Raw genomic sequence first — 18,887 nt, forward strand, 5'->3', positions numbered from 1 at the left:
CTGCGCGGCCCCACACTCGCCCCAACAGACAAACAACGTTTTCTGCCTTGCGTAGCACAACCGATTAGTCATTTCGCCGGCCACACAGATGGCCATGAGGATACAACGATGGACGTGACCACAACCCTGAGCCTGGGCGATCCGCTGGAACCCGCACGCAAGGCCACCGCACAGATGCTGCAGGAGCGCGAGCGCACGTTCTCGTTGCCCCAGCCGTTCTACAGCGACGAGCGCCTGTTCGACATCGACATGCAGGAGATCTTCCAGAAGGAATGGTTGATCGCCGGCATGACCTGCGAGATCCCGACCAAGGGCAACTACCTGACCCTGCAGGTCGGCAAGAACCCGATCATCGTGATTCGCGGCGCCGACGGCGTGGTGCATGCCTTCCACAACGTCTGCCGCCACCGCGGTTCACGCCTGTGCACCAGCGACAAAGGCAAGGTGGCCAAGCTGGTCTGCCATTATCACCAGTGGACCTACGAGCTGGACGGTCGCCTGCTGTTCGCCGGCACCGAGATGGGCGCCGACTTCGACATGAAGCAGTACGGCCTCAAGCCAGTGAACGTGAAGACCGCCGGCGGCTACATCTTCATCAGCCTGGCGGAGAATCCACCGGCCATCGATGACTTCCTGTCGACGCTCAGCCACTACATGGAACCGTACGACATGGAAAACACCAAGGTGGCGGTGCAAACCACCTTGATGGAAAAGGCCAACTGGAAGCTGGTGCTGGAAAACAACCGCGAGTGCTACCACTGCGGCGGTTCGCACCCGGAACTGCTCAAGACCCTGCTGGAATGGGACGATGTCACCGACCCGCGGGCCGACCAGGCGTTCAAGGACCACGTGGCCGCGTCCGCCGCCGCATGGGAAGCCGAGAAGATCCCTTACGCCCACGCCAGCTTTGGCCTGCGCAATCGTATCGTGCGCATGCCGCTGCTCAAGGGCACCGTGTCGATGACCCTGGACGGCAAGCAAGGCTGCGCCAAGCTGATGGGTCGCATCAAGAACCCGGACCTGGGCTCGATGCGCATCCTGCACCTGCCGCATTCGTGGAACCACTGCATGGGCGACCACATCATCGTGTTCACCGTGTGGCCGATCAGCGCCCAGGAAACCATGGTCACCACCAAGTGGCTGGTGCACAAGGACGCCGTCGAAGGCGTGGACTATGACGTGGCGCGCATGCGCGAAGTCTGGGACGCCACCAACGACCAGGACCGTCGCCTGGCCGAGGAAAACCAGCGCGGCATCAACTCCACCGCCTACCAGCCTGGCCCGTACTCCAAGACCTATGAGTTCGGCGTGGTGAACTTCGTCGACTGGTACAGCGAGCGCATGCTCAACAACCTGGGAGCCGAGCCGGCGCCGTACCTCAAGGGTGTGCCGGTCCAGGGCTAAGTCAGAAGCATCGCGAGCAAGCTCGCTCCCACAGGGGTTCTGTGTCGTTCACAAACCTGTGGGAGCGAGCTTGCTCGCGATAGCGGCCTGACATTCACCTGATTACTTCGAAGACCAGCGCACCGACCCATCCTCCCCATAGAACGTCTCGACAATCGCCTCCCCGCTCAACTGCACCTTCACATACCCGTTCAACACCCGCTCCGGATACGCCTCATCCCCCGCCAGTTGCGTCTCCGACCACAGCACCCGGGCATGCCCGTTCAACTCGCTGGTGGTGCCATAGGGAATCGCCCCATGCCCGGCGCATCGCGCATGCAAGCCGCCCTGGGTGGCGTAGCAAATGCCGTTGTGCAAATGCCCCCAATACCAATAATCCGGCTCACGGCCCAAGGCGTCGCACACCGGCTGGTACAGCGCGGTCTTGTGGTGCCCGGAAATATCAAAGCCCTGGTGGTGACTGAGCACCATCAACTTCTTGCGTTTGGGCAGGCCCTTCATCCAGTCGATCTGCTGGGTGTTGAGGGTGCCGTCCATGTACAGGTTCATGGCGTCCGAGGCGTAGGCGCTGTCGAGGCCGACCACCAGCCAATCGTCGTTGTACAAGGCGAAATAACTGGTGCCCTGCTGCACCGGGAAACGCTTGGCCAGCTCCTTGAAGTAACCGTGGGCGCCGCTGTACATCTCATGGTTGGAGTTGAGGGTGAACGAACCGTGCTTGCCCTGGGGCCAGCCGACCATGTCGACGTCTTCCTGGGAATGGGTGCCGGCGTAGTACACATCCCCCAGGTGGATGGTGAAATCGGCCTGGGCCAGTTGCATCTGGTTGGCGACCGCGACCGCCGGCGCGTGGCTGTCGAACGGCCCGGTGCCCCAGTCTCCGGCGATCGCCAACACCACGTCGCGGTCCATCTTCACCAGCGCCGGGGTGGTGGCGAACGTCGCGTGATGGCGCAGGTTCTCGATCCACTTGAGCAGCGCCTCGCTCCATAACAGGTCCAGCAGTTCCCATTTGCGACAGCCCAGCAAGGTGCCGTCCTTGAGTACCCGGGTCGGCAATTCGTCCTCGCTCTGCGGCAAGGGCTCGGCGTTGCCGAGCTTCAGGATCGACAGGCCGTGGGACAGCTCCCACGGCACGGCCGGTTCGTCATCCGGCAGGTCGCCGTGCTCGATCACGTGTCGCGCCTGGTCGTGGCCGCGTTGCAACAGCTTGACGATGGCTTGGAACTCCTCGGGCTCCAGGTCGTTGACCAGTTTTTTCCAGGACATTTCCAGCCGCGTGACCAACCCATGCAGGCGGACCTTGACCTTGTCGAACTCATGTTCCCAATGATGCAGTAATGACATGTGGACGCTCCTTCGCAATGCCCTGGGCTACAGGGTCTTCATGAACTCGATCAGGGCCCGCTTATCGACGTCCGACAACTGCGTGCCGTACAGGTGGCCGCCGTTGTGGTTGCCTTCCAGGCGGGTGTCGTACTTGAAGTCCGCCGACGCTTTCATCTGCGCGCCGCTGGTGACGAAGCCGACCTTCTGCGGGTCGTAGATGTCGGAGCCGGTGTAGAACACCTGCGGGCGCTGCTCCGGCGGCAGCAGCAGGTCCCACAAGGTCGGCACCGAGCCGTTGTGCAGGTACGGCGCGCGCAGCCAGATGCCGTCGGTCGGTGTGTTGCTGTAGCTCTGGGTCTTGCGGTAGGCGTTGAAGTCGAACGGTGGTTTCTTGAACCCGTGGAACGCCGTCACCAGGCCCGTGGTGAAGGAGTTCAGACGATGGGGATCGGTGCCCAGTTGGTCGATGTTGGTGGTGACCTGGCCCGTGTCAGTGCGGCCGAAATCATGACAACCGGCGCAGTTCTTCTCCCAGATCGGCTGGCCCTGGGCGACTTTCGCCGAGTCCAGGGCGAACGGCCAGGCCGGCGCCTTGTGGCCCAGCAGCCAGTTGGTCACGCGGTTGAAACTGGGCGGCAGCACCGATTCAGGCGTCGCCCCCACCGCCATCGCCGCGGCGTAGTTGCGCTCATGGATCTTGTTGTTATTGCCGTCCCAATGCAGGTACATCGACTCGCGGGGTTTCTGGTTCCAGACCTGGGGCAGGTCCACGGTGCCGATGGTGGAATCATCCGGGAAGCCGAACACCACCATCTTGGTCGGGTTGAAGGTGTCGGTGCGCCCCGGCCCCTGGGCGGGACGCAGTTTCTGCCAGGCATAGGCCTGTTTCTGCTTGAGCAGCGCGCTCTTGGCCATCGGGATGATCAGGTAGCGGTTGTACAGCTTCTCGAAGAAGCCCAACTGGAACTTGCCGTTGATCGCGGCCATGACCGCATCCGGGGTGAATTTCGGGTCGCTGGCGCAATCGTAGGCGAACCACTGGAAGGCTTGCAGTTGCAGGGTATTGGCCGGCGCGGCGGCAACCGGCACCGCGACGTCAGAGGCACTGGCCCGGTAGGAGCCGGTGTGGCACAGGGCGCAGTTGGGTTCCACGGTGGGGTAGCCCAGTTGTCGCTTGGCCATGCCGATGGGCAGGTCGTTGCCGTTCTCGTACAGGAAACCGAACACTTCGTAGCCGCCAGGCTTGGGCAGTTTTTCCGGGCACATCTGCGGCAGCACGGCGAACAGGTAGTACGGGATCCGCGCCTCGATGCCCAGGCCGATGGCGGCGTACTTGTAGTGATCCTCGTCGGAGGCGAAGTCCGGCTGCGGCACCTCGCGGATCATCTGGTACCAAGTCTGGTAACCGATGAACCCCAGCACCAGCACCACCACCAACGCACCGGTCTTGAAGCCGGGCCTGTGCCAGCGTCGCGCCCAGCCTTCGCGCCACGCCCGCCAACCGTCACAGAGCAACGCCAACGGACGATTGGCCACCGGGCTGCCCAGGTACAGCAGCCCGCCCAGGATCAGGAACATGCTCAGGTCGCCCATCAGCATCGGTACGAACAGTGGCCCCTGGGCGTTGGTGTTGATCAGGTAGATCCAGAACACCACTGCCACCAGGCGCGAGAGCACGCACAGCCAGGAATTCACCACGAAGCGCGGCGCGGCGAACCCCGACGGCATGTAGAACAGGCTGATACCCACCAGCAACATGCCGGCGTTCTCCAGCCAGGGATCGGACAACACGGGCGGCAGGCCAAGCATGGACGTCAGCAACGCCGGCGCAAACAGCGCCGGGATGGCGAAGCACATGTTCATGACGATCCCGACCCAGATGATGCGTTGGAACCAGCGGATGTAAGTGTTCATGGGCATCCTTTTTCCTTGAGCGTAATCACTAAATGCAGCGCTCTTCAGTGCGCTTTCGCGAGCAAGCCCGCTCCCACAGGAGATCGCGTACCCCTGTGGGAGCGGGCTTGCTCGCGAAGAAGTCGACTCGATCCGACGTCAACCCAACGCAGTCTTCTCCAGGTGTTCGAGGATGATTGGATACACATCCACCACCGCATCCTTGCCGAACATGCAGTCGATATGCCCGTAGCCCGGCACCTCGTGGCGGCTGAACAGTTGTGGACCGTGCAGGTCGCACAGACGCTGGTAGGTCTTGAGGGTGCTTTGCGGCAGGTAGCACTGGTTGTCGGCGCCGCTGATGAAGCAGATCGGCAACTTCAGCCGATCGAAATGCGGCATGTAGACGTCATTGCCCTTGAAGTCCACCAGGTGGCCCTTGCGAACGATCAGCGCCAGGTGCTCGAAGGTGTGCATGTTCGACTCACCGAACAGTTCATGCAGGTTGTCGTGCAGGGTCTCGTTGAGGGTGTCGTGGCGATACAGCGATGCGTACATGAAGGTGATGCGGTGGCAGACCGGATTGGTGCAATAGCCTTGGGCCTCGATCCGCGCATAGCCGTTGAGGGCCTTGTCGTAGAGCTTGTTGAACCAATTCTCCTTGTTGTCAGCGTAGGCCGTCAGGGACTTGATGCCGATGGCGTCGAGCATGCCCGGCAAGTGCAGGCCGGCCTTCAGCCCGGTGGCCGTGGCGACCACCGTGTCGGCGGCGATCTGCGAGCAGACCACCGAGCGCACCCCTTGCAGGCCCGCCAGCAGCGACATGAAGAACGTCGTCGCACCGTAGCAATGCACCACGCACTGCACGTCACGGGCCAGGGTCGCCTGCTGGATCTGCTCGATGGCCGCCTTGAAATCATACTGGGCCACCTGGTCGCCGTTCCATTCGCGCTTGCTGGCCGGCAGCAGGATGCTCACCCGCAGGTCCAGTAGCCAGACGTCATATTCGTGCTTGCACAGGTACTCCAGCAGGTTGGTGTGGATGGTGTCGGTGGAAAAGATGTTCGACCCCACGCCCAGGCCGTGCACCAGCATGACCGGGCCCTTCGTGCCGGCCTGGTAACGGGTCAGGCGCAGCTCGACATTGTCCTCGGTCTGGAAGAAATGCACGGTCGGCGCCGGTGCATCCAGCGGCCGCTTGATACGCGGCGGCGCGTCCGGGTTGAAGTAGACATCGCCGGCAAATACCCCACCGTAGCTCTCCCACAGGATCCCGGCGAAGAACTTGCCGAACCGCGCCAAGGCCTCGACACGCTCACGTTCATTGCGGGCGTTGAGCACCTTCATGGTGGTCATCTGCTTGGCGAAATCGGTCGGCAGGATGTGCATCACCCCCGAGCCGAGCACCGCGCCGGTCTTGTCCGGTCCACGATACAAGGTGACGTACAGCGTGCTGGTGTCGTGCCAGATGTTCAGCACGCCATTGTCCTCGGGCACGGTCTTGAACGCGCTGAAGTAGTAATCGGTGCCGTCCTCGGCGGTTAGCTTCATGTCGTAGTTCATGTGCCGCACGCCAACCTGTTGCTGATACACCTCGAACAGGTTGAACACCCCATTGCTGGCGACCAGCGGCTTGGGCGAGAGCATCGGCGCATCCAGCGTGCCCACCAGCGTCGCGGCGTGTTCAGGCTCCTTGATCAGGCGATTGAGGTCGTCGGCGGTAATGGTCAGGGTGAATTCGATGGGCGAGTTATCGGCCTTGCCGCGCTTGGCCGCCGCTTCGTAGAGCGTCAGGTCGGTGCCCTGGGCCTGGGCGAAGGCGGTGGAAAAATAGCCCTTCATGGTCTCGGTGAATTGCACACCCAGGGTCGGCGCCGCCACCGGTTTGCTCGGGGCCGACGGCAGCGTGTAGTCGATGGTCCACCCCCGATCCGCTGCCAGCAGGCCCATGTTGCGCTCGCTCACCGCCGAAATGGTCAGCAGCGGATTGACCGCCAGGGAGGTCGGGATCACCGCCCCGTCGGCCACGTACAACCCGGGGTAGACATCCGTGCCGCTGGCGCCGCTGAACACCTGGCCCTTGTGGTTGACCACGCCTTGCGTCGCGTCTTCGCCCATCACGCAACCGCCCAGGGGATGGACCGACACGATGCTGTGCCTGAGCAACTTGGTCCAGATCGGGTTCTCGACCCAGATCCCGCCCAGGGCCTTGGTGCTCTGGTGCAGGCGCTCGTTGCCGAGGGTGACGTTCTCCTGCTCGCCGACACCGGGCCAGTCGATGCGCAACTGGTCCTGGCGGTCGAGCACCATGCGCCCCTTGCCGTTGTCATGGCTCATGATCAGGTACGTCTGCATGTTATGCAGCGCGCCGTAGTAAGGCCCGCGCAGGAAGCTCTCGGCCTCGCGCCCCTTGTACTTGAGGCTGGCACCGAAACCGGTGTCGGTGGGCACACCGATCATGCCGGCGAATGCCGCCATGCTCGGCACCATGGCCCGGCCGAGCGCACCGGGGATCGAGCCCTCTTCGATGACCATGCGGCTGCGCCAGTCGCCTTCGGTGCGCATGTCGATGATTGACGTGATGCATGGCCCCACCGGCTCCAGCTCCTTGGCCGAATGAGCGCCGAAGCCGATGCCGTTGATGGTCTGGTCGCAGTTGTGACCGAACCCGAGGATGTCGCCGTTGCCGCTCATGTTCTCGCCCAGCTGACTGGACATCGACAGGCCCTTGTCCCGCGAGCGCAGCATGATTTCAGTCGAGCCCAAGGTCCCGGCGGACACCACCACGATGTCGGCACGCACAAACAGAGTCGGCGCCGAGAACAACTCACGACCACTGTCCAGGTATTGGAAGTGCACGATCCAGCCATCGCCGTCGCGCTCCAGGTGCCGCACCTCCGCCTGGCAGAAAATCTCTGCGCCGTGGTTCCAGGCATCCGGCAGGTAGTTCATCAGGGTGGTGTTCTTGGCCTTGTTGTTACAGCCGGAGACGCAATCGCCGCAGCCGTTGCACGGCAATTGCTCGACCCCGACGTGGTTGAGGTTGTTGGCCAGCTTGTCGAACGTGACGTTGATCGGCGGCTTGTAGAAATGCGCCCCCTGCTTGAGGTAGTCGGCCGACTGCTTGTGGGCGTCGAGCTTGGGCAGGTTCGGCGACGAGTCCGGGTAGGCGTTGGGCTTAAGCATCTCCCGGGCCCGCGCATAACCGTCCTTGAGCAACGTGTCGCGGTGTTCACGCACCGCTTGCGGCCAGCGCAGGTCTTCGAACACCCCGGGCTCGGGCTCCAGCGAAACGTTGGCATTGATCAGCGAAGTGCCGCCCAGGCCGCAGCCCACCACCACGTTCTGCTGGGCGTTGACGTGCAAGTCGAACAGGCCGGTGCGCGAGCCGATGTGGCCGTCCGGGTCGTGCACCTGCAACTCCTCGGTGGCGGCGAGCAGGGTGTTGGGGTACTCGCCGGGCTGTATCTCCCGGCCCCGCTCCAGCAAACATACCTTGCGCCCGGCCCGGGACAGGCGCGAGGCCGCAATGCCACCGCCGTAGCCCGAACCGATGACCACGACGTCGTAGTGCTCCTGGATTTGGCTGATGGGGGTCGAGATCCGTGTCATGTTCAAGTCCTCTCAGGCAGATGGGGCAACTCTGCGGTTGCCTGTAAATCGAAGGCGTGCGAACGCCTGGCCACCGACCCGTAGGGGTTCGAGCGGCAGTCAGCGGTGTGGCGGGGAATCAGTCGGACAACGGCGCGCTATAGCCGCGCGCGCTGATTGGCGGCGCGACGACGGGTCCGTCTAGGTAATGCGCCAAGAAGCGGCGCAACGCACACCGTGGGGGAAAACCGATGCATGCAGGGGAGCGGGCTATCCATCATGCGTTCTCCCTGAACCTGATCTGGATAAAGAAGCGGTGTCCTTGTGCCATGAGTGAAGACAGGTGACCGACCTGCGTCAAGGCAGCCACTTAGAACTGTATGAAATTTGATCTATCGCGATTTGGACTATAGCCGCCGGGCCCTGCGGCCATTCGCAAACAAGTTATCCACATGACCACCCACAGCAAATGGGGACAAGTGAGGATCATCTGGGATCGTCTTGGGATAAAAACACGGGAAAATCGCCTGTTATGCACAGCAAACGCGCCCGTGCATTATCGGTTATTTTTTGATCAAACGTTTGAAAGCCTTGTATTCACTAGCCTGTAGCGGTAAGCAAACACCTTATCCACAGAAGCGCCAACAGTGTTCGGGGATAAATTGACGTTTCTGTGGAAAACCACGGAGACAGCGGTTAACCACGGGTTTTTCCGGTATTTTTCCAATGGCCCAACGGAATTGATCATTTAATGATCAACTGCATGAAAGGCACGATCTGCCTGGCTTGCAGACGATAGCGAACATCTTATCCACAGAAGCACCAACAGAGATTGGGGGCAATTGTGGACACTCATATGCCCAGAGGTAACGGGAAAAGCCAATAAAAACCGTGAGTTAGACTGATCGTTTTTTGATCGAAGGCTGGAAGGGCTTGATTGGCGTGGGGTGTAGCGATGGGCGAACAGGTTATCCACAAGTGGACGCACAGGGATTGTGAGTAAATCACAACGCCATTGACGCAGCCGAGGTGATTGGGAGTACTTCTCAACTAAATACTTTGTCATCGATTAGCTTGAAAGCACTTTGACAAATCAATTGCCGGACCGATAGATGATGTGACCGCGTGTCGACTACCGTCTATAGGGATATAGCAGTGTTCATAAAAAGCCGTCTATTCATCATCGCCCTGACACTGGCCTTGCTTCAACAAATAAGCCTCGCACTCTCAACCTACTTCATTGCCCAAGCGGGTGAGGCGCTAACGCTGCAAACCTACGCATCGATCAAGATGTACATTGTTTATTTCTTTGCCTTCGCGCTACTGGCTTACTTGATCAGTTCAGCAGGTGAATTAGTACGTGTACGGTTACAGAACCAGACATGGAAACATTACACCCTTCAGACATTTTCATTGCTCAGGAAAGACATAAGGCTTTCCTCCAGCAAAAACAGCAAGCTTACGACAAATTGGTTGACCGGCGAAGCCGCAGGCACCATAGAACACGCCGCCGCTTTTTACATTGGAATGGCCTCGACCTACTTCAACATCATTTTCACGCTTATCGTTTTCTACCTGACGCTTGGTCACTTGATATCCAGTGTGCTTCTCGCCTCATTGATGGTCTCAGCCATATTCGTCATGCTCATGAAAACCAAAATAGATGAATATGCAACCCGTCTCCAAAAAACAAAACTTCAAGCATTACTTGAAATCGAGCCGCTCTGGCACAATAGCCACTTCGCGAGCTCGCCTATGTTCAACAACAGAAAACTTCGATACTCGGATCAATCAGAGCATTATTTTAGAACCACCGAAAAATATGTGTTGCTTGAGCAGATGATCGCTTGCCTACCCATCTGCGTAGCGGTGCTCATCATGATAGTCGCCTTGTACCTTCCTGCCGAAGTAACGGCTGTGCCGCTGGGCACCCTGGTTGCTGTATTGCCACGAACACTGCAGTTATTCGGAAGCGTCCATGCACTGAGTATGTATGGCAGTCAGTTCGTCATCGTCAGGCGCAAAGTCAAAAACCTCGTCACATTCACTCAGACGCTTGAGCAACAGAATTTCAACGAGCAGATAAGTGCTCAGAAAATAACCATCAGGGAAATCACCACCCAGCAAAGGTATGCGTTAGCCGAGTTTCAGCAGGCGCTGGTGTGTCAAGCGCTAAAACCAGGACGCTATCTCGTGCAAGGCGACAACGGCTCAGGAAAGTCCTCAGTTCTAAAATGGATCAAGTCCCTTTCTGAAGACGCCGTGCTGATATCTCCCGACATCAGTTTTTCGGAACCCGACGAAAACCTATCGACAGGGCAGCGCCAAATGAAGCAACTATCAGGCTTATTACAGCAGCCCGTTGAGATTTTCCTGCTGGATGAATGGGATGCGAATCTGGACACATTAAACAGGCATATATTAAACGCGCAAATTGACAATATCTCGGCTGAGAAGGTTGTCATTGAAGTGAGACATTCAAATACTGAACACCCTGCAGCGTTTCCGTTGCCCACGACGGAAACCTGATACAAGCGCGCGAGAGCCTGGGGATAAAACCACACAGCACCGTGAGAGCGAACCGGCTAGCGAAAGCGGTATCCCACGACAACCCTGTCGCCTGACACACAGCCCTCGCGAGCAGGCTCGCACCCACAGGGGAGTAGGTCGTTTCCGCCTTAGCGGACGACCCCTTCTTCGACCAGCAACTTGAGAATCGCCTCGGCGCCCGCTTCCGGGCTGACGCCCTTGAGCACTTGCCCGCCTCCGCCGCTGGCCTTGGCCGTGGCGGCTTTCATGCGGTCGGCGCCGCTCTTGGCCTTGATCACCTTCAGGCGTTTGGGGCGTGGCTTGGCCGGTTGCAGGGTCGCCACCGCCAGCAAGGCGTCATCGACCACTTCGACCTCTTCGGCGTGCAGGGCACCCCGTCGCGCAGGGCCGTAGGCGCTCTGCCGAGGCTTGGGCGCGGCGTTATCCACAGTCGCCAGGAACGGCAGGCGCACTTTCAAGCGGCGCCGTTGCCCGCGAGGCAGGGCTTGCAGCACCAGGGCGACGCCGCTATCGATGGATTCGACCTGGGCCAGCCCGACCACCAGCGGCCAGCCGAGGTTTTCCGCCAGCAGGAATGGCAACATCCCAGAACCTTCGCCGGTTTCCGCCTGGCTGCCGGTGAGCACCACTTGGGCGCCGGCATCACGCAGGTAGTCGGTCAGGGCCGGCAGCGCGTCGGCGCCTTCGGGGTTGTCCAGGACGTGGAGTTCGTCCAGGCCCATGCCCAGGTAGGCGCGCAGGGCCGGCTCGGCCACGTCGCCGGCGTGCAGCACTTGCAGGTCGTTGCCAGCCAGTTGCAGGCCCAGTTCCACGGCGCGGGCGTCCTGTTCGGCGCGACGGGGCCGGCCGGAGGTCGGGTGGGCACCGATGGAGACGAGGCTGATCACTTGAGTACTCATGGTTGAATCCTTAGCTTAAGCCGCATCGCGCCTGGCTTCGTTGCGGTAGGCCTCTACCGCCGCGATCAGGGCCTTGAGAATCGCCGCGCTGTCACCAATCACCGACAGGTCCGCCCGCTTGATCATGTCGCAGCCCGGGTCGAGGTTGATCGCTACCACCTTGTCGCAGGCACCGATGCCTTGCAGGTGCTGGATCGCCCCGGAAATTCCCACGGCCACATAGACCCGCGCGGTGACCCAGGTGCCACTGGCGCCCACCTGACGGTCCCGCGCCATGAAACCATCGTCCACGGCTACCCGCGAAGCCCCCTCGGTGGCGCCCAGGGCCGCCGCGGTCTGGTGGAAAAGCGCCCAGTCCTTGACCCCGTTACCGCCGGAGAAAATGAATTCGGCTTCGGCCATCGGAATCGCCCCCGGGTCCACTGCCACCGCGCCCAGGTCTTCGATGCGCGACAGGCTGCGGGCCACGCTTGTGGATAACTCCACCGGCAGCGCTTCATGACGGGTTTCGCTGACCGGTTCGGCGCATTCGGCGGCGGCCAGGATCAAGCGCGCCAAGGGTCGAGCCAGGTCTTGCAGGCCGGCACCGGCGCGGCCGATGCACTCCTCGCCTTTGACCTGCCAGACCCGCGTGGCCGGGCGCTCACCCAGCGCGGCGGCAAAGCGCCGGCCCAGTTCGCCACCGCCACTGCGGCTGTCCGGCAGCAACCAGTGACGAGGGCTGAATTGGTTATCCACAGCCCGCAGGCCCTGCACCCGTTGTTCCGGTGCATAACCATTGAAGGCTTCGCCTTCGAGCACCAGCAAGCGGTCGACGCCGGCCGTGGCGAAGGTGGTTTCCTTGTGTTCGCCAAAGACCACCGCCAGCACCGCGCCGTCGCTGCCGGCCAGTTGATGGGCCAGGCCGAGCAAGTCCCGGTCGTGGGCGCTGAGACGCCCCCCGACCATGTCCGGCACCACGCTGATGTAGAACGCCGGCTGCGCCACCTGATGCAGCGGCAATTGCACTTCAGTGGCCGCGGCGCGCTTGGTCGCGCCGCCTTGCTGGGCACCGCTGCGGTCGATACGCTTGATGCCGTTGGGGCCAATGAAACCCACGCCGTGGACATGCTTGCGGATGATCCCGTTAGGGCCCATCCAGCTGTGTTGCACCGGCTGCATGGCCGCGTGCAGCGGGTGCAGGCGGTTGCGGGCGATCCACTCGGCGCGAGGGTCGCGGCGGATGATGTCGCTCATTAATGCACCTCCGCAGGTTCACGTTTGGCCGGGGCCGCGGTTTTACCCGACGCCACGTCTTCAAGCAGGGCATCGGCCACCAGTTCGGCGATGTCCTTGATCATCGGCCGCGGCTCGACCACGCCTTCCAGCATCGCCGTGCACTGTGGACAACCCACCGCCACCAGCTCGGCACCGGTTTCGCGGATGTCTTCCATGCGCATGTCAGGGATCCGCTGCTTGCCCGGGATGTCGGTGATCGGCGCACCGCCGCCACCGCCGCAGCAGCGCGAACGGAAACCCGAACGCTGCATTTCCTTGACCTCGATGCCCAGTGCGCGCAGCACCTGGCGGGGGGCCTCGTACTCGCCGTTGTAGCGACCCAGGTAGCACGGGTCGTGGTACGTCACGCTGTCACCCTTGTGCTGGCCGAGATTGAGGGCGCCAGCGCCGATGATCTCCGCCAGGTAAGTGCTGTGGTGCTGCACCAGGTAGTTGCCATCGAAGGCACCGTACTCGTTTTTCAGCACGTGGAAGCTGTGAGGGTCGCAAGTGACGATGCGGTTGAAGCTGTATTTGGCCAGGGTCTGGATGTTGCGCTTGGCCAACAACTGGAACGTCGCCTCGTCACCCAGGCGCCGGGCCACGTCACCGCTGTCGCGTTCTTCGAGGCCGAGCACGGCAAAATCGATCTTCGCCGCCTTGAGCACTTTGACGAACGCACGCAGGGTGCGCTGGTTGCGCATGTCGAAGGCGCCGTCGCCGACCCAGAAGAGCACGTCGGTGGATTTCTTCTCGCTGAGCAGGTTCAGGTTCAAGTCCGCCGCCCAGTTCATCCGCCCGCCCGGGGCGAAGCCGCCAGGGTTGTCGGTGGCGATGAGGTTTTCCAGCACCTCGGCGCCCTTGTTCGGGGTGGCGCCTTTTTCCAGGGTCAGGTGCCGGCGCATGTCGACGATGGCATCGACGTGCTCGATCATCATCGGGCATTCCTCGACGCAGGCACGGCAGGTGGTGCACGACCACAGCGTCTCGGCGTCCACCAGGCCATTGACGATCGGCTGGTGCGGATTACCACCGTGCTCACCCACCGGCTTGCCGGGATACGGGCTGCCGGCGAACTTCGCATCGGTGCCGCCGGCCAGGCCAACGACCATGTCCTGGATGAGTTTTTTCGGGTTCAGCGGCTGGCCGGCGGCAAAGGCCGGGCACGCGGCTTCGCATTTACCGCACTGCACGCAGGCGTCGAAGCCAAGCAACTGGTTCCAAGTGAAGTCCTTGGGCTTTTCCACCCCCAACGGTGCCGCCGGGTCAGTCAAGTCCAGCGGTTTCAGGCCGGTGGAACGGCCGCCGCCAAAGCGTTCGGCGCGACGGTGCCAGGCCAGGTGCAGGGCACCGGCGAAGGCGTGCTTCATCGGCCCGCCCCAGGTCATGCCGAAGAACAGCTCCGAGACGCCCCACAACACACCGATCCCGAGGATCGCCGCCAGTACCCAGCCGCCGAAGTTTTCCGGCAGGATGCCCGCTACCGGCAGGGTCACCAGGAAGAACGACACCGAGAATGCCAGCAGGCTCTTCGGCAGGCGCATCCACGGGCCTTTCGACAGCCGTGCCGGCGGGTTGCGACGACGCAGGTAGACGAAGATCGCGCCGACGAACATCACTGCCGTCATCAACAGCAGCGCATAGCCCAGGAAACGGTTATGCAGGCCGAAGCCGTGCACCAGGATCGCCAGCACGATCGACGCCACCGCACCACCGGCCGTGGCGACGTGGGTGTTGGCGATGTATTTGTCCCGCGCCACCACGTGGTGCAGGTCCACCATGTAGCGCTTGGGCATGGCGAAGAGACCGCCGATCAGGTCAACCCTGGACGGTCGTCCCCGGCGCCACATGTTCACCCGCCGCAAGGCGCCAAGGACCGCCAGGCCCAGGGCTGCGAACAGCAGGATGGGAAGAAGGGTGTTCAACATAGGTGTTGCTCCCAAAGACTCCAGGGTCTTGCAGGTCGAGATGCCTTACTCGGTTCCTGTGGGAGCGGGCTTGCCCGCGAATGCAATCTGCCAGTCACATTTGGATTGACTGATCCACCGCTTTCGCGAGCAAGCCCGCTCCCACAGGGCTATGTGCAAGCCGTTAGAAATCCTTGCACAACCGCAGGGCGTCATAGATGGCGGCGTGTGTATTACGCTGGGCCACGCAGTCGCCGATACGGAACAGCAGGTAGCCATCGCCGCTCTGTTCCAGGCACGGCTGGGGCTTGATCGCGAACAGGGCTTCGACGTCGATCTGGCCCTTGTTGCGCGAACCTTCCTTCAGCGCGTAGTAGATTTCTTCGTCCGGCCGCACGCCGTTCTCTACCACCACCTGGTCCACCACGCGCTCTTCCTTGGCACCGGTGTATTCGTTCTCCAGCACCGCCACCAGCTTGTCGCCTTCGCGGTAGACCTTCTCGAGCATCATGTCCCCGGTCATGATCACTTCCTTGGGGTACATGCTGCGGTAGTAGGTGGGGAACGATGTCCCGCCAATGGCCACGCCCGGCTTGATGTCATCGGTGACGATCTCGACCTGGCTGCCCTTGTCGGCGAGGAAGTCGGCCACCGACATGCCGGTGAACTCGCAGATGGTGTCGTAGACCAACACGTTCTTGCCCGGCGCGACCTTGCCGTCGAGCACGTCCCAACTGCTGACCACCAGCCCTTCGGCGGCGCCCCAGTGCTCGTTCTGCTCCACGTTCGGATGCCCGCCGACGGCCAGCACCACCACGTCCGGACGCAGGTCCATGATGGTCGCCGCGTCAGCCGCCACGCCCAGGCGCAGGTCGACTTTCAGCCGCGCCAGCTCCAGTTGGAACCAGCGGGTGATACCGGCGATCTGGTCCCGCTGCGGGGCTTTCGAGGCGGTGGTGATCTGCCCGCCGATGAATTCCTTCTTCTCGAACAGGGTCACGTCATGGCCACGTTCAGCCGCCACGCGCGCCGCTTCCATGCCCGCGGGGCCTGCACCGACCACCACCACCTTGCGTTTCGGCCCGGTGGACTTCTCGATGATGTGCGGCACGCCCATGTATTCACGGGACGTCGCGGCGTTCTGGATGCACAGCACGTCCAGGCCCTGGTACTGGCGGTCGATGCAATAGTTGGCGCCGACGCACTGCTTGATCTGGTCGACCTGGCCCATCTTGATCTTGGCGATCAGGTGCGGGTCGGCGATGTGGGCACGGGTCATGCCGACCATGTCGACGTAGCCGCCCTCCAGGATCCGCGTGGCCTGGTTCGGGTCCTTGATGTTCTGCGCGTGCAGCACCGGGACCTTGACCACTTCCTTGATACCGGCGGCCAGGTGCAGGAACGGCTCCGGTGGATAACTCATGTTCGGGATAACGTTGGCCAGAGTGTTGTGGGTGTCGCAACCCGAGCCCACGACGCCGATGAAGTCCAGCATGCCGGTGTCGTCGTAGTACTTGGCGATCTGCTTCATGTCCTCGTGGGACAAGCCGTCCGGGTGGAACTCGTCACCGCACAGGCGCATGCCCACGCAGAAGTCGTCGCCCACTTCGGCGCGCACGGCCTTGAGTACTTCAAGGCCGAATTTCATGCGGCCTTCGAAGCTGCCGCCCCACTCGTCGGTACGCTTGTTGACTCGCGGGCTCCAGAATTGGTCGATCATGTGCTGGTGCACGGCCGACAGCTCGACACCGTCCAGGCCACCGGCCTTGGCCCGGCGCGCCGCCTGGGCGTAGTTGCCGATCACCCGCCAGATTTCTTCCGGCTCGATGGTCTTGCAGGTGGCACGGTGCACCGGCTCACGCACGCCGGACGGCGACATCAGGGTCGGCCAGTTGAAGCCGTCCCAACGCGAGCGACGGCCCATGTGGGTAATCTGGATCATGATCTTGGCGCCATGCTTGTGCATGGCGTCGGCCAGGTTCTGGAAGTGCGGGATGATGCGGTCGGTGGACAGGTTCACCGAGCTCCACCATTCCTGCGGGCTGTCGATGGCCACCACCGAGGAGCCGCCGCAGATCGCCAGGCCGATGCCGCCCTTGGCCTTCTCTTCGTAATACTTCACGTACCGGTCGGTGGTCATCCCGCCGTCGGTGGCGTAGACCTCGGCGTGAGCGGTGCTGAGCACGCGGTTGCGGATGGTCAGCTTGCCGATCTGGATCGGCTGGAACATTGCTTCAAAAGCCATGGCGCAATCCTCGACTTACAACGGCTTGACGATGAACAGGCCGTCGTCGTGGCCTTCTTCGGAACCGCCGTAGACCTGCTCGGCCACGGTGCGGATCGAACTGCCACGCGCGGCGAGGATCTGGTCCATGGCACCGGCGAACCAGCCAGTGAACATGTAGTCGACCTTGCGCCCGACCTTGCCGTACACATAGACGAACGCCGAGTGTTCGAGCTTGACGCTGGCCGTGCCTTTGTCGAGGTCGATGTCCTGGATCTTGAACAGGCCCCAGCCGCGCTGCGACAGGCGCTTCATGTAGTGCTCGAACACCGCGACGCCTTCCAGGCCGTGGCATTCGGCTTCTTTCTCACACCAGTGCCAGGCGGACTTGTAGCCGGCCTTGTAGAGAATCTCGGCATAGGCGTCGGCGCCCAGCACTTCCTCGATCCCCATGTGGTTGTTGACGAAGAAGTGACGCGGCACGTAGAGCATCGGCAGGGCGTCGGAGGTCCAGACACCGGTTTCGCTGTCGACTTCGATAGGCAGTTGTGGGGCGATTTTGGCCATGAAAACGTAACTCCGGAAATTCGTAATCATTACTGAGCGAAGCGTTTGCTTTTGCTCTTATAAAAAAATGGTGTGGATGCCTTTGGGGCCGTAGCGAGCACGTCGAGAGCAAGGAAGGACCGGAGCGACAAGCGAGACAGTACGCATGTACGGCGAGCTTGGCGCGAGGACCTGACGCAGCTATCGGCGAGCGGAGTAGGCTCCAGAGGTATTCACTCGCCCCAGACGTCTTTCAGGACGTTCACCCAGTTCTCGCCCATGATCTTGCGCACCACCCGCTCGGAGTGACCGCGCTTGAGCAGCGTCTCGGTGAGGTTCGGGAACTCGCCCACGGTGCGGATGCCCAGGGGGTTGATGATCTTGCCGAAGCTGGTCAGACGACGGGCGTAGCCCTTGTCGTGGGTCAGCATCTCGAAGAACGCCTGGTCATGGCCCTGGGTGAAGTCGGTGCCGATGCCGATGGCGTCTTCACCGACGATGTTCATGGTGTATTCGATGGCTTCGGCATAGTCGTCGATGGTCGAGTCGATGCCCTTGGCCAGGAACGGCGCGAACATGGTCACGCCCACGAAGCCACCGTGGTCGGCGATGAACTTCAGCTCTTCATCGGACTTGTTGCGCGGGTGCTCTTTGAGGCCGGACGGCAGGCAGTGGGAGTAGCAGACCGGCTTCTTCGATTCGAGGATGACTTCCTCGGACGTCTTGGAACCGACGTGGGACAGGTCGCACATGACGCCCACCCGGTTCATCTCGGCCACGATCTCGCGACCGAAGCCCGACAGGCCGCCGTCACGCTCGTAGCAGCCGGTGCCCACCAGGTTCTGAGTGTTGTAGCACATCTGTACCACACCGACGCCGAGCTGCTTGAAGATCTCGACATAGCCGAGCTGGTCTTCGAAGGCGTGGGCGTTCTGGAAACCGAAGATGATGCCGGTCTTGCCCTGTTCCTTGGCGCGACGGATGTCGGCGGTGGTCTTCACCGGGATCACCAGGTCGCTGTTCTCGCGGATCAGTTTCTGGCTGGCGACGATGTTGTTGACGGTGGCCTGGAAACCTTCCCACACCGACACGGTGCAGTTGGCTGCGGTCAGGCCGCCCTTGCGCATGTCTTCGAACAGGTCGCGGTTCCACTTGGCAATGATCAGCCCGTCGATAACGATGCTGTCGGCGTGCAATTCGGCTGGGCTCATCAGGCAGTCCCCTTTTTGTCAGCGATTCATGCGCCGAATCGTGTGCCGGCGCTTTGGGGCCAGCATATGCCTGAGG

General features: G+C 61.7%; 11 protein-coding genes. 2 read left to right on the forward strand and 9 right to left on the reverse strand.

Going from position 1 to position 18,887, the window contains the following annotated elements:
- Nucleotides 1-108: 108 nt before the first annotated feature.
- Nucleotides 109-1,404, forward strand: a complete 1,296-nt coding sequence (gene gbcA, locus V5F23_RS25800) for a glycine-betaine demethylase subunit GbcA (RefSeq protein WP_042730735.1) — start codon at nucleotides 109-111, stop codon at nucleotides 1,402-1,404.
- A 102-nt stretch (nucleotides 1,405-1,506) separates the two neighbouring features.
- On the opposite strand, the gene V5F23_RS25805 is transcribed toward gbcA, so the two are convergent.
- The 3 genes from V5F23_RS25805 to V5F23_RS25815 all read right to left on the reverse strand — a co-directional run bounded on the left by V5F23_RS25805 (nucleotide 1,507) and on the right by V5F23_RS25815 (nucleotide 8,238).
- Complete coding sequence (locus tag V5F23_RS25805; protein ID WP_123579705.1) at nucleotides 1,507-2,751, reverse strand: metallophosphoesterase; 1,245 nt, start codon at nucleotides 2,749-2,751, stop codon at nucleotides 1,507-1,509.
- Between the two features lie 27 nt (nucleotides 2,752-2,778).
- Nucleotides 2,779-4,647, reverse strand: coding sequence for a hypothetical protein (locus tag V5F23_RS25810; RefSeq protein ID WP_042730740.1), 1,869 nt, complete (start codon nucleotides 4,645-4,647; stop codon nucleotides 2,779-2,781).
- 138 nt (nucleotides 4,648-4,785) lie between these two features.
- Nucleotides 4,786-8,238 (reverse strand): alpha/beta fold hydrolase, encoded by a 3,453-nt coding sequence (locus tag V5F23_RS25815; RefSeq protein ID WP_338496962.1) that lies wholly within the window; start codon nucleotides 8,236-8,238, stop codon nucleotides 4,786-4,788.
- Nucleotides 8,239-9,342: 1,104 nt separating this feature from the next.
- Here V5F23_RS25815 and V5F23_RS25820 point away from each other — a divergent pair.
- Complete coding sequence (locus V5F23_RS25820) at nucleotides 9,343-10,746, forward strand: hypothetical protein (RefSeq protein ID WP_052497384.1); 1,404 nt, start codon at nucleotides 9,343-9,345, stop codon at nucleotides 10,744-10,746.
- A 149-nt stretch (nucleotides 10,747-10,895) separates the two neighbouring features.
- Here the strand turns inward: V5F23_RS25820 and V5F23_RS25825 are convergent, their stop codons facing one another.
- From V5F23_RS25825 to V5F23_RS25850, 6 genes are all read right to left on the reverse strand, one after another.
- On the reverse strand, nucleotides 10,896-11,666 hold the full coding sequence (locus V5F23_RS25825) for an electron transfer flavoprotein subunit beta (protein ID WP_123579709.1): 771 nt from the start codon (nucleotides 11,664-11,666) through the stop codon (nucleotides 10,896-10,898).
- A 15-nt stretch (nucleotides 11,667-11,681) separates the two neighbouring features.
- Nucleotides 11,682-12,902, reverse strand: coding sequence for an electron transfer flavoprotein subunit alpha/FixB family protein (locus V5F23_RS25830; RefSeq protein WP_047735903.1), 1,221 nt, complete (start codon nucleotides 12,900-12,902; stop codon nucleotides 11,682-11,684).
- A complete protein-coding gene (gene dgcB, locus V5F23_RS25835; RefSeq protein ID WP_338496965.1) occupies nucleotides 12,902-14,851 on the reverse strand; it encodes a dimethylglycine demethylation protein DgcB in 1,950 nt (649 codons plus the stop codon). The genes V5F23_RS25830 and dgcB overlap by 1 nt, the downstream gene beginning before the upstream one ends.
- A 163-nt stretch (nucleotides 14,852-15,014) precedes the next feature.
- The gene (gene dgcA / locus V5F23_RS25840; RefSeq protein ID WP_042732529.1) at nucleotides 15,015-17,075 is read right to left on the reverse strand and encodes a dimethylglycine demethylation protein DgcA; all 2,061 of its coding nucleotides are present in this window, start codon (nucleotides 17,073-17,075) and stop codon (nucleotides 15,015-15,017) included.
- Between the two features lie 15 nt (nucleotides 17,076-17,090).
- The gene (locus V5F23_RS25845) at nucleotides 17,091-17,621 is read right to left on the reverse strand and encodes a DUF5943 domain-containing protein (RefSeq protein WP_030139308.1); all 531 of its coding nucleotides are present in this window, start codon (nucleotides 17,619-17,621) and stop codon (nucleotides 17,091-17,093) included.
- 212 nt (nucleotides 17,622-17,833) lie between these two features.
- Nucleotides 17,834-18,811, reverse strand: a complete 978-nt coding sequence (locus tag V5F23_RS25850; RefSeq protein ID WP_042732528.1) for a dipeptidase — start codon at nucleotides 18,809-18,811, stop codon at nucleotides 17,834-17,836.
- Nucleotides 18,812-18,887 lie beyond the last annotated feature (76 nt).

Origin of the sequence: Pseudomonas sp. WP18 (assembly GCF_036689585.1) — a bacterium.
Lineage (GTDB): Bacteria > Pseudomonadota > Gammaproteobacteria > Pseudomonadales > Pseudomonadaceae > Aquipseudomonas > Aquipseudomonas chlororaphis_E.

Excerpts from the sequence above, each read along its gene's own strand:
- gbcA (WP_042730735.1), top strand. The coding sequence starts at position 109 with ATGGACGTGACCACAACCCTGAGCCTGGGCGATCCGCTGGAACCCGCA.
- V5F23_RS25805 (WP_123579705.1), bottom strand. The coding sequence starts at position 2,751 with ATGTCATTACTGCATCATTGGGAACATGAGTTCGACAAGGTCAAGGTC.
- V5F23_RS25810 (WP_042730740.1), bottom strand. The coding sequence starts at position 4,647 with ATGAACACTTACATCCGCTGGTTCCAACGCATCATCTGGGTCGGGATC.
- V5F23_RS25815 (WP_338496962.1), bottom strand. The coding sequence starts at position 8,238 with ATGACACGGATCTCGACCCCCATCAGCCAAATCCAGGAGCACTACGAC.
- V5F23_RS25825 (WP_123579709.1), bottom strand. The coding sequence starts at position 11,666 with ATGAGTACTCAAGTGATCAGCCTCGTCTCCATCGGTGCCCACCCGACC.
- V5F23_RS25830 (WP_047735903.1), bottom strand. The coding sequence starts at position 12,902 with ATGAGCGACATCATCCGCCGCGACCCTCGCGCCGAGTGGATCGCCCGC.
- dgcB (WP_338496965.1), bottom strand. The coding sequence starts at position 14,851 with ATGTTGAACACCCTTCTTCCCATCCTGCTGTTCGCAGCCCTGGGCCTG.
- dgcA (WP_042732529.1), bottom strand. The coding sequence starts at position 17,075 with ATGGCTTTTGAAGCAATGTTCCAGCCGATCCAGATCGGCAAGCTGACC.
- V5F23_RS25845 (WP_030139308.1), bottom strand. The coding sequence starts at position 17,621 with ATGGCCAAAATCGCCCCACAACTGCCTATCGAAGTCGACAGCGAAACC.
- V5F23_RS25850 (WP_042732528.1), bottom strand. The coding sequence starts at position 18,811 with ATGAGCCCAGCCGAATTGCACGCCGACAGCATCGTTATCGACGGGCTG.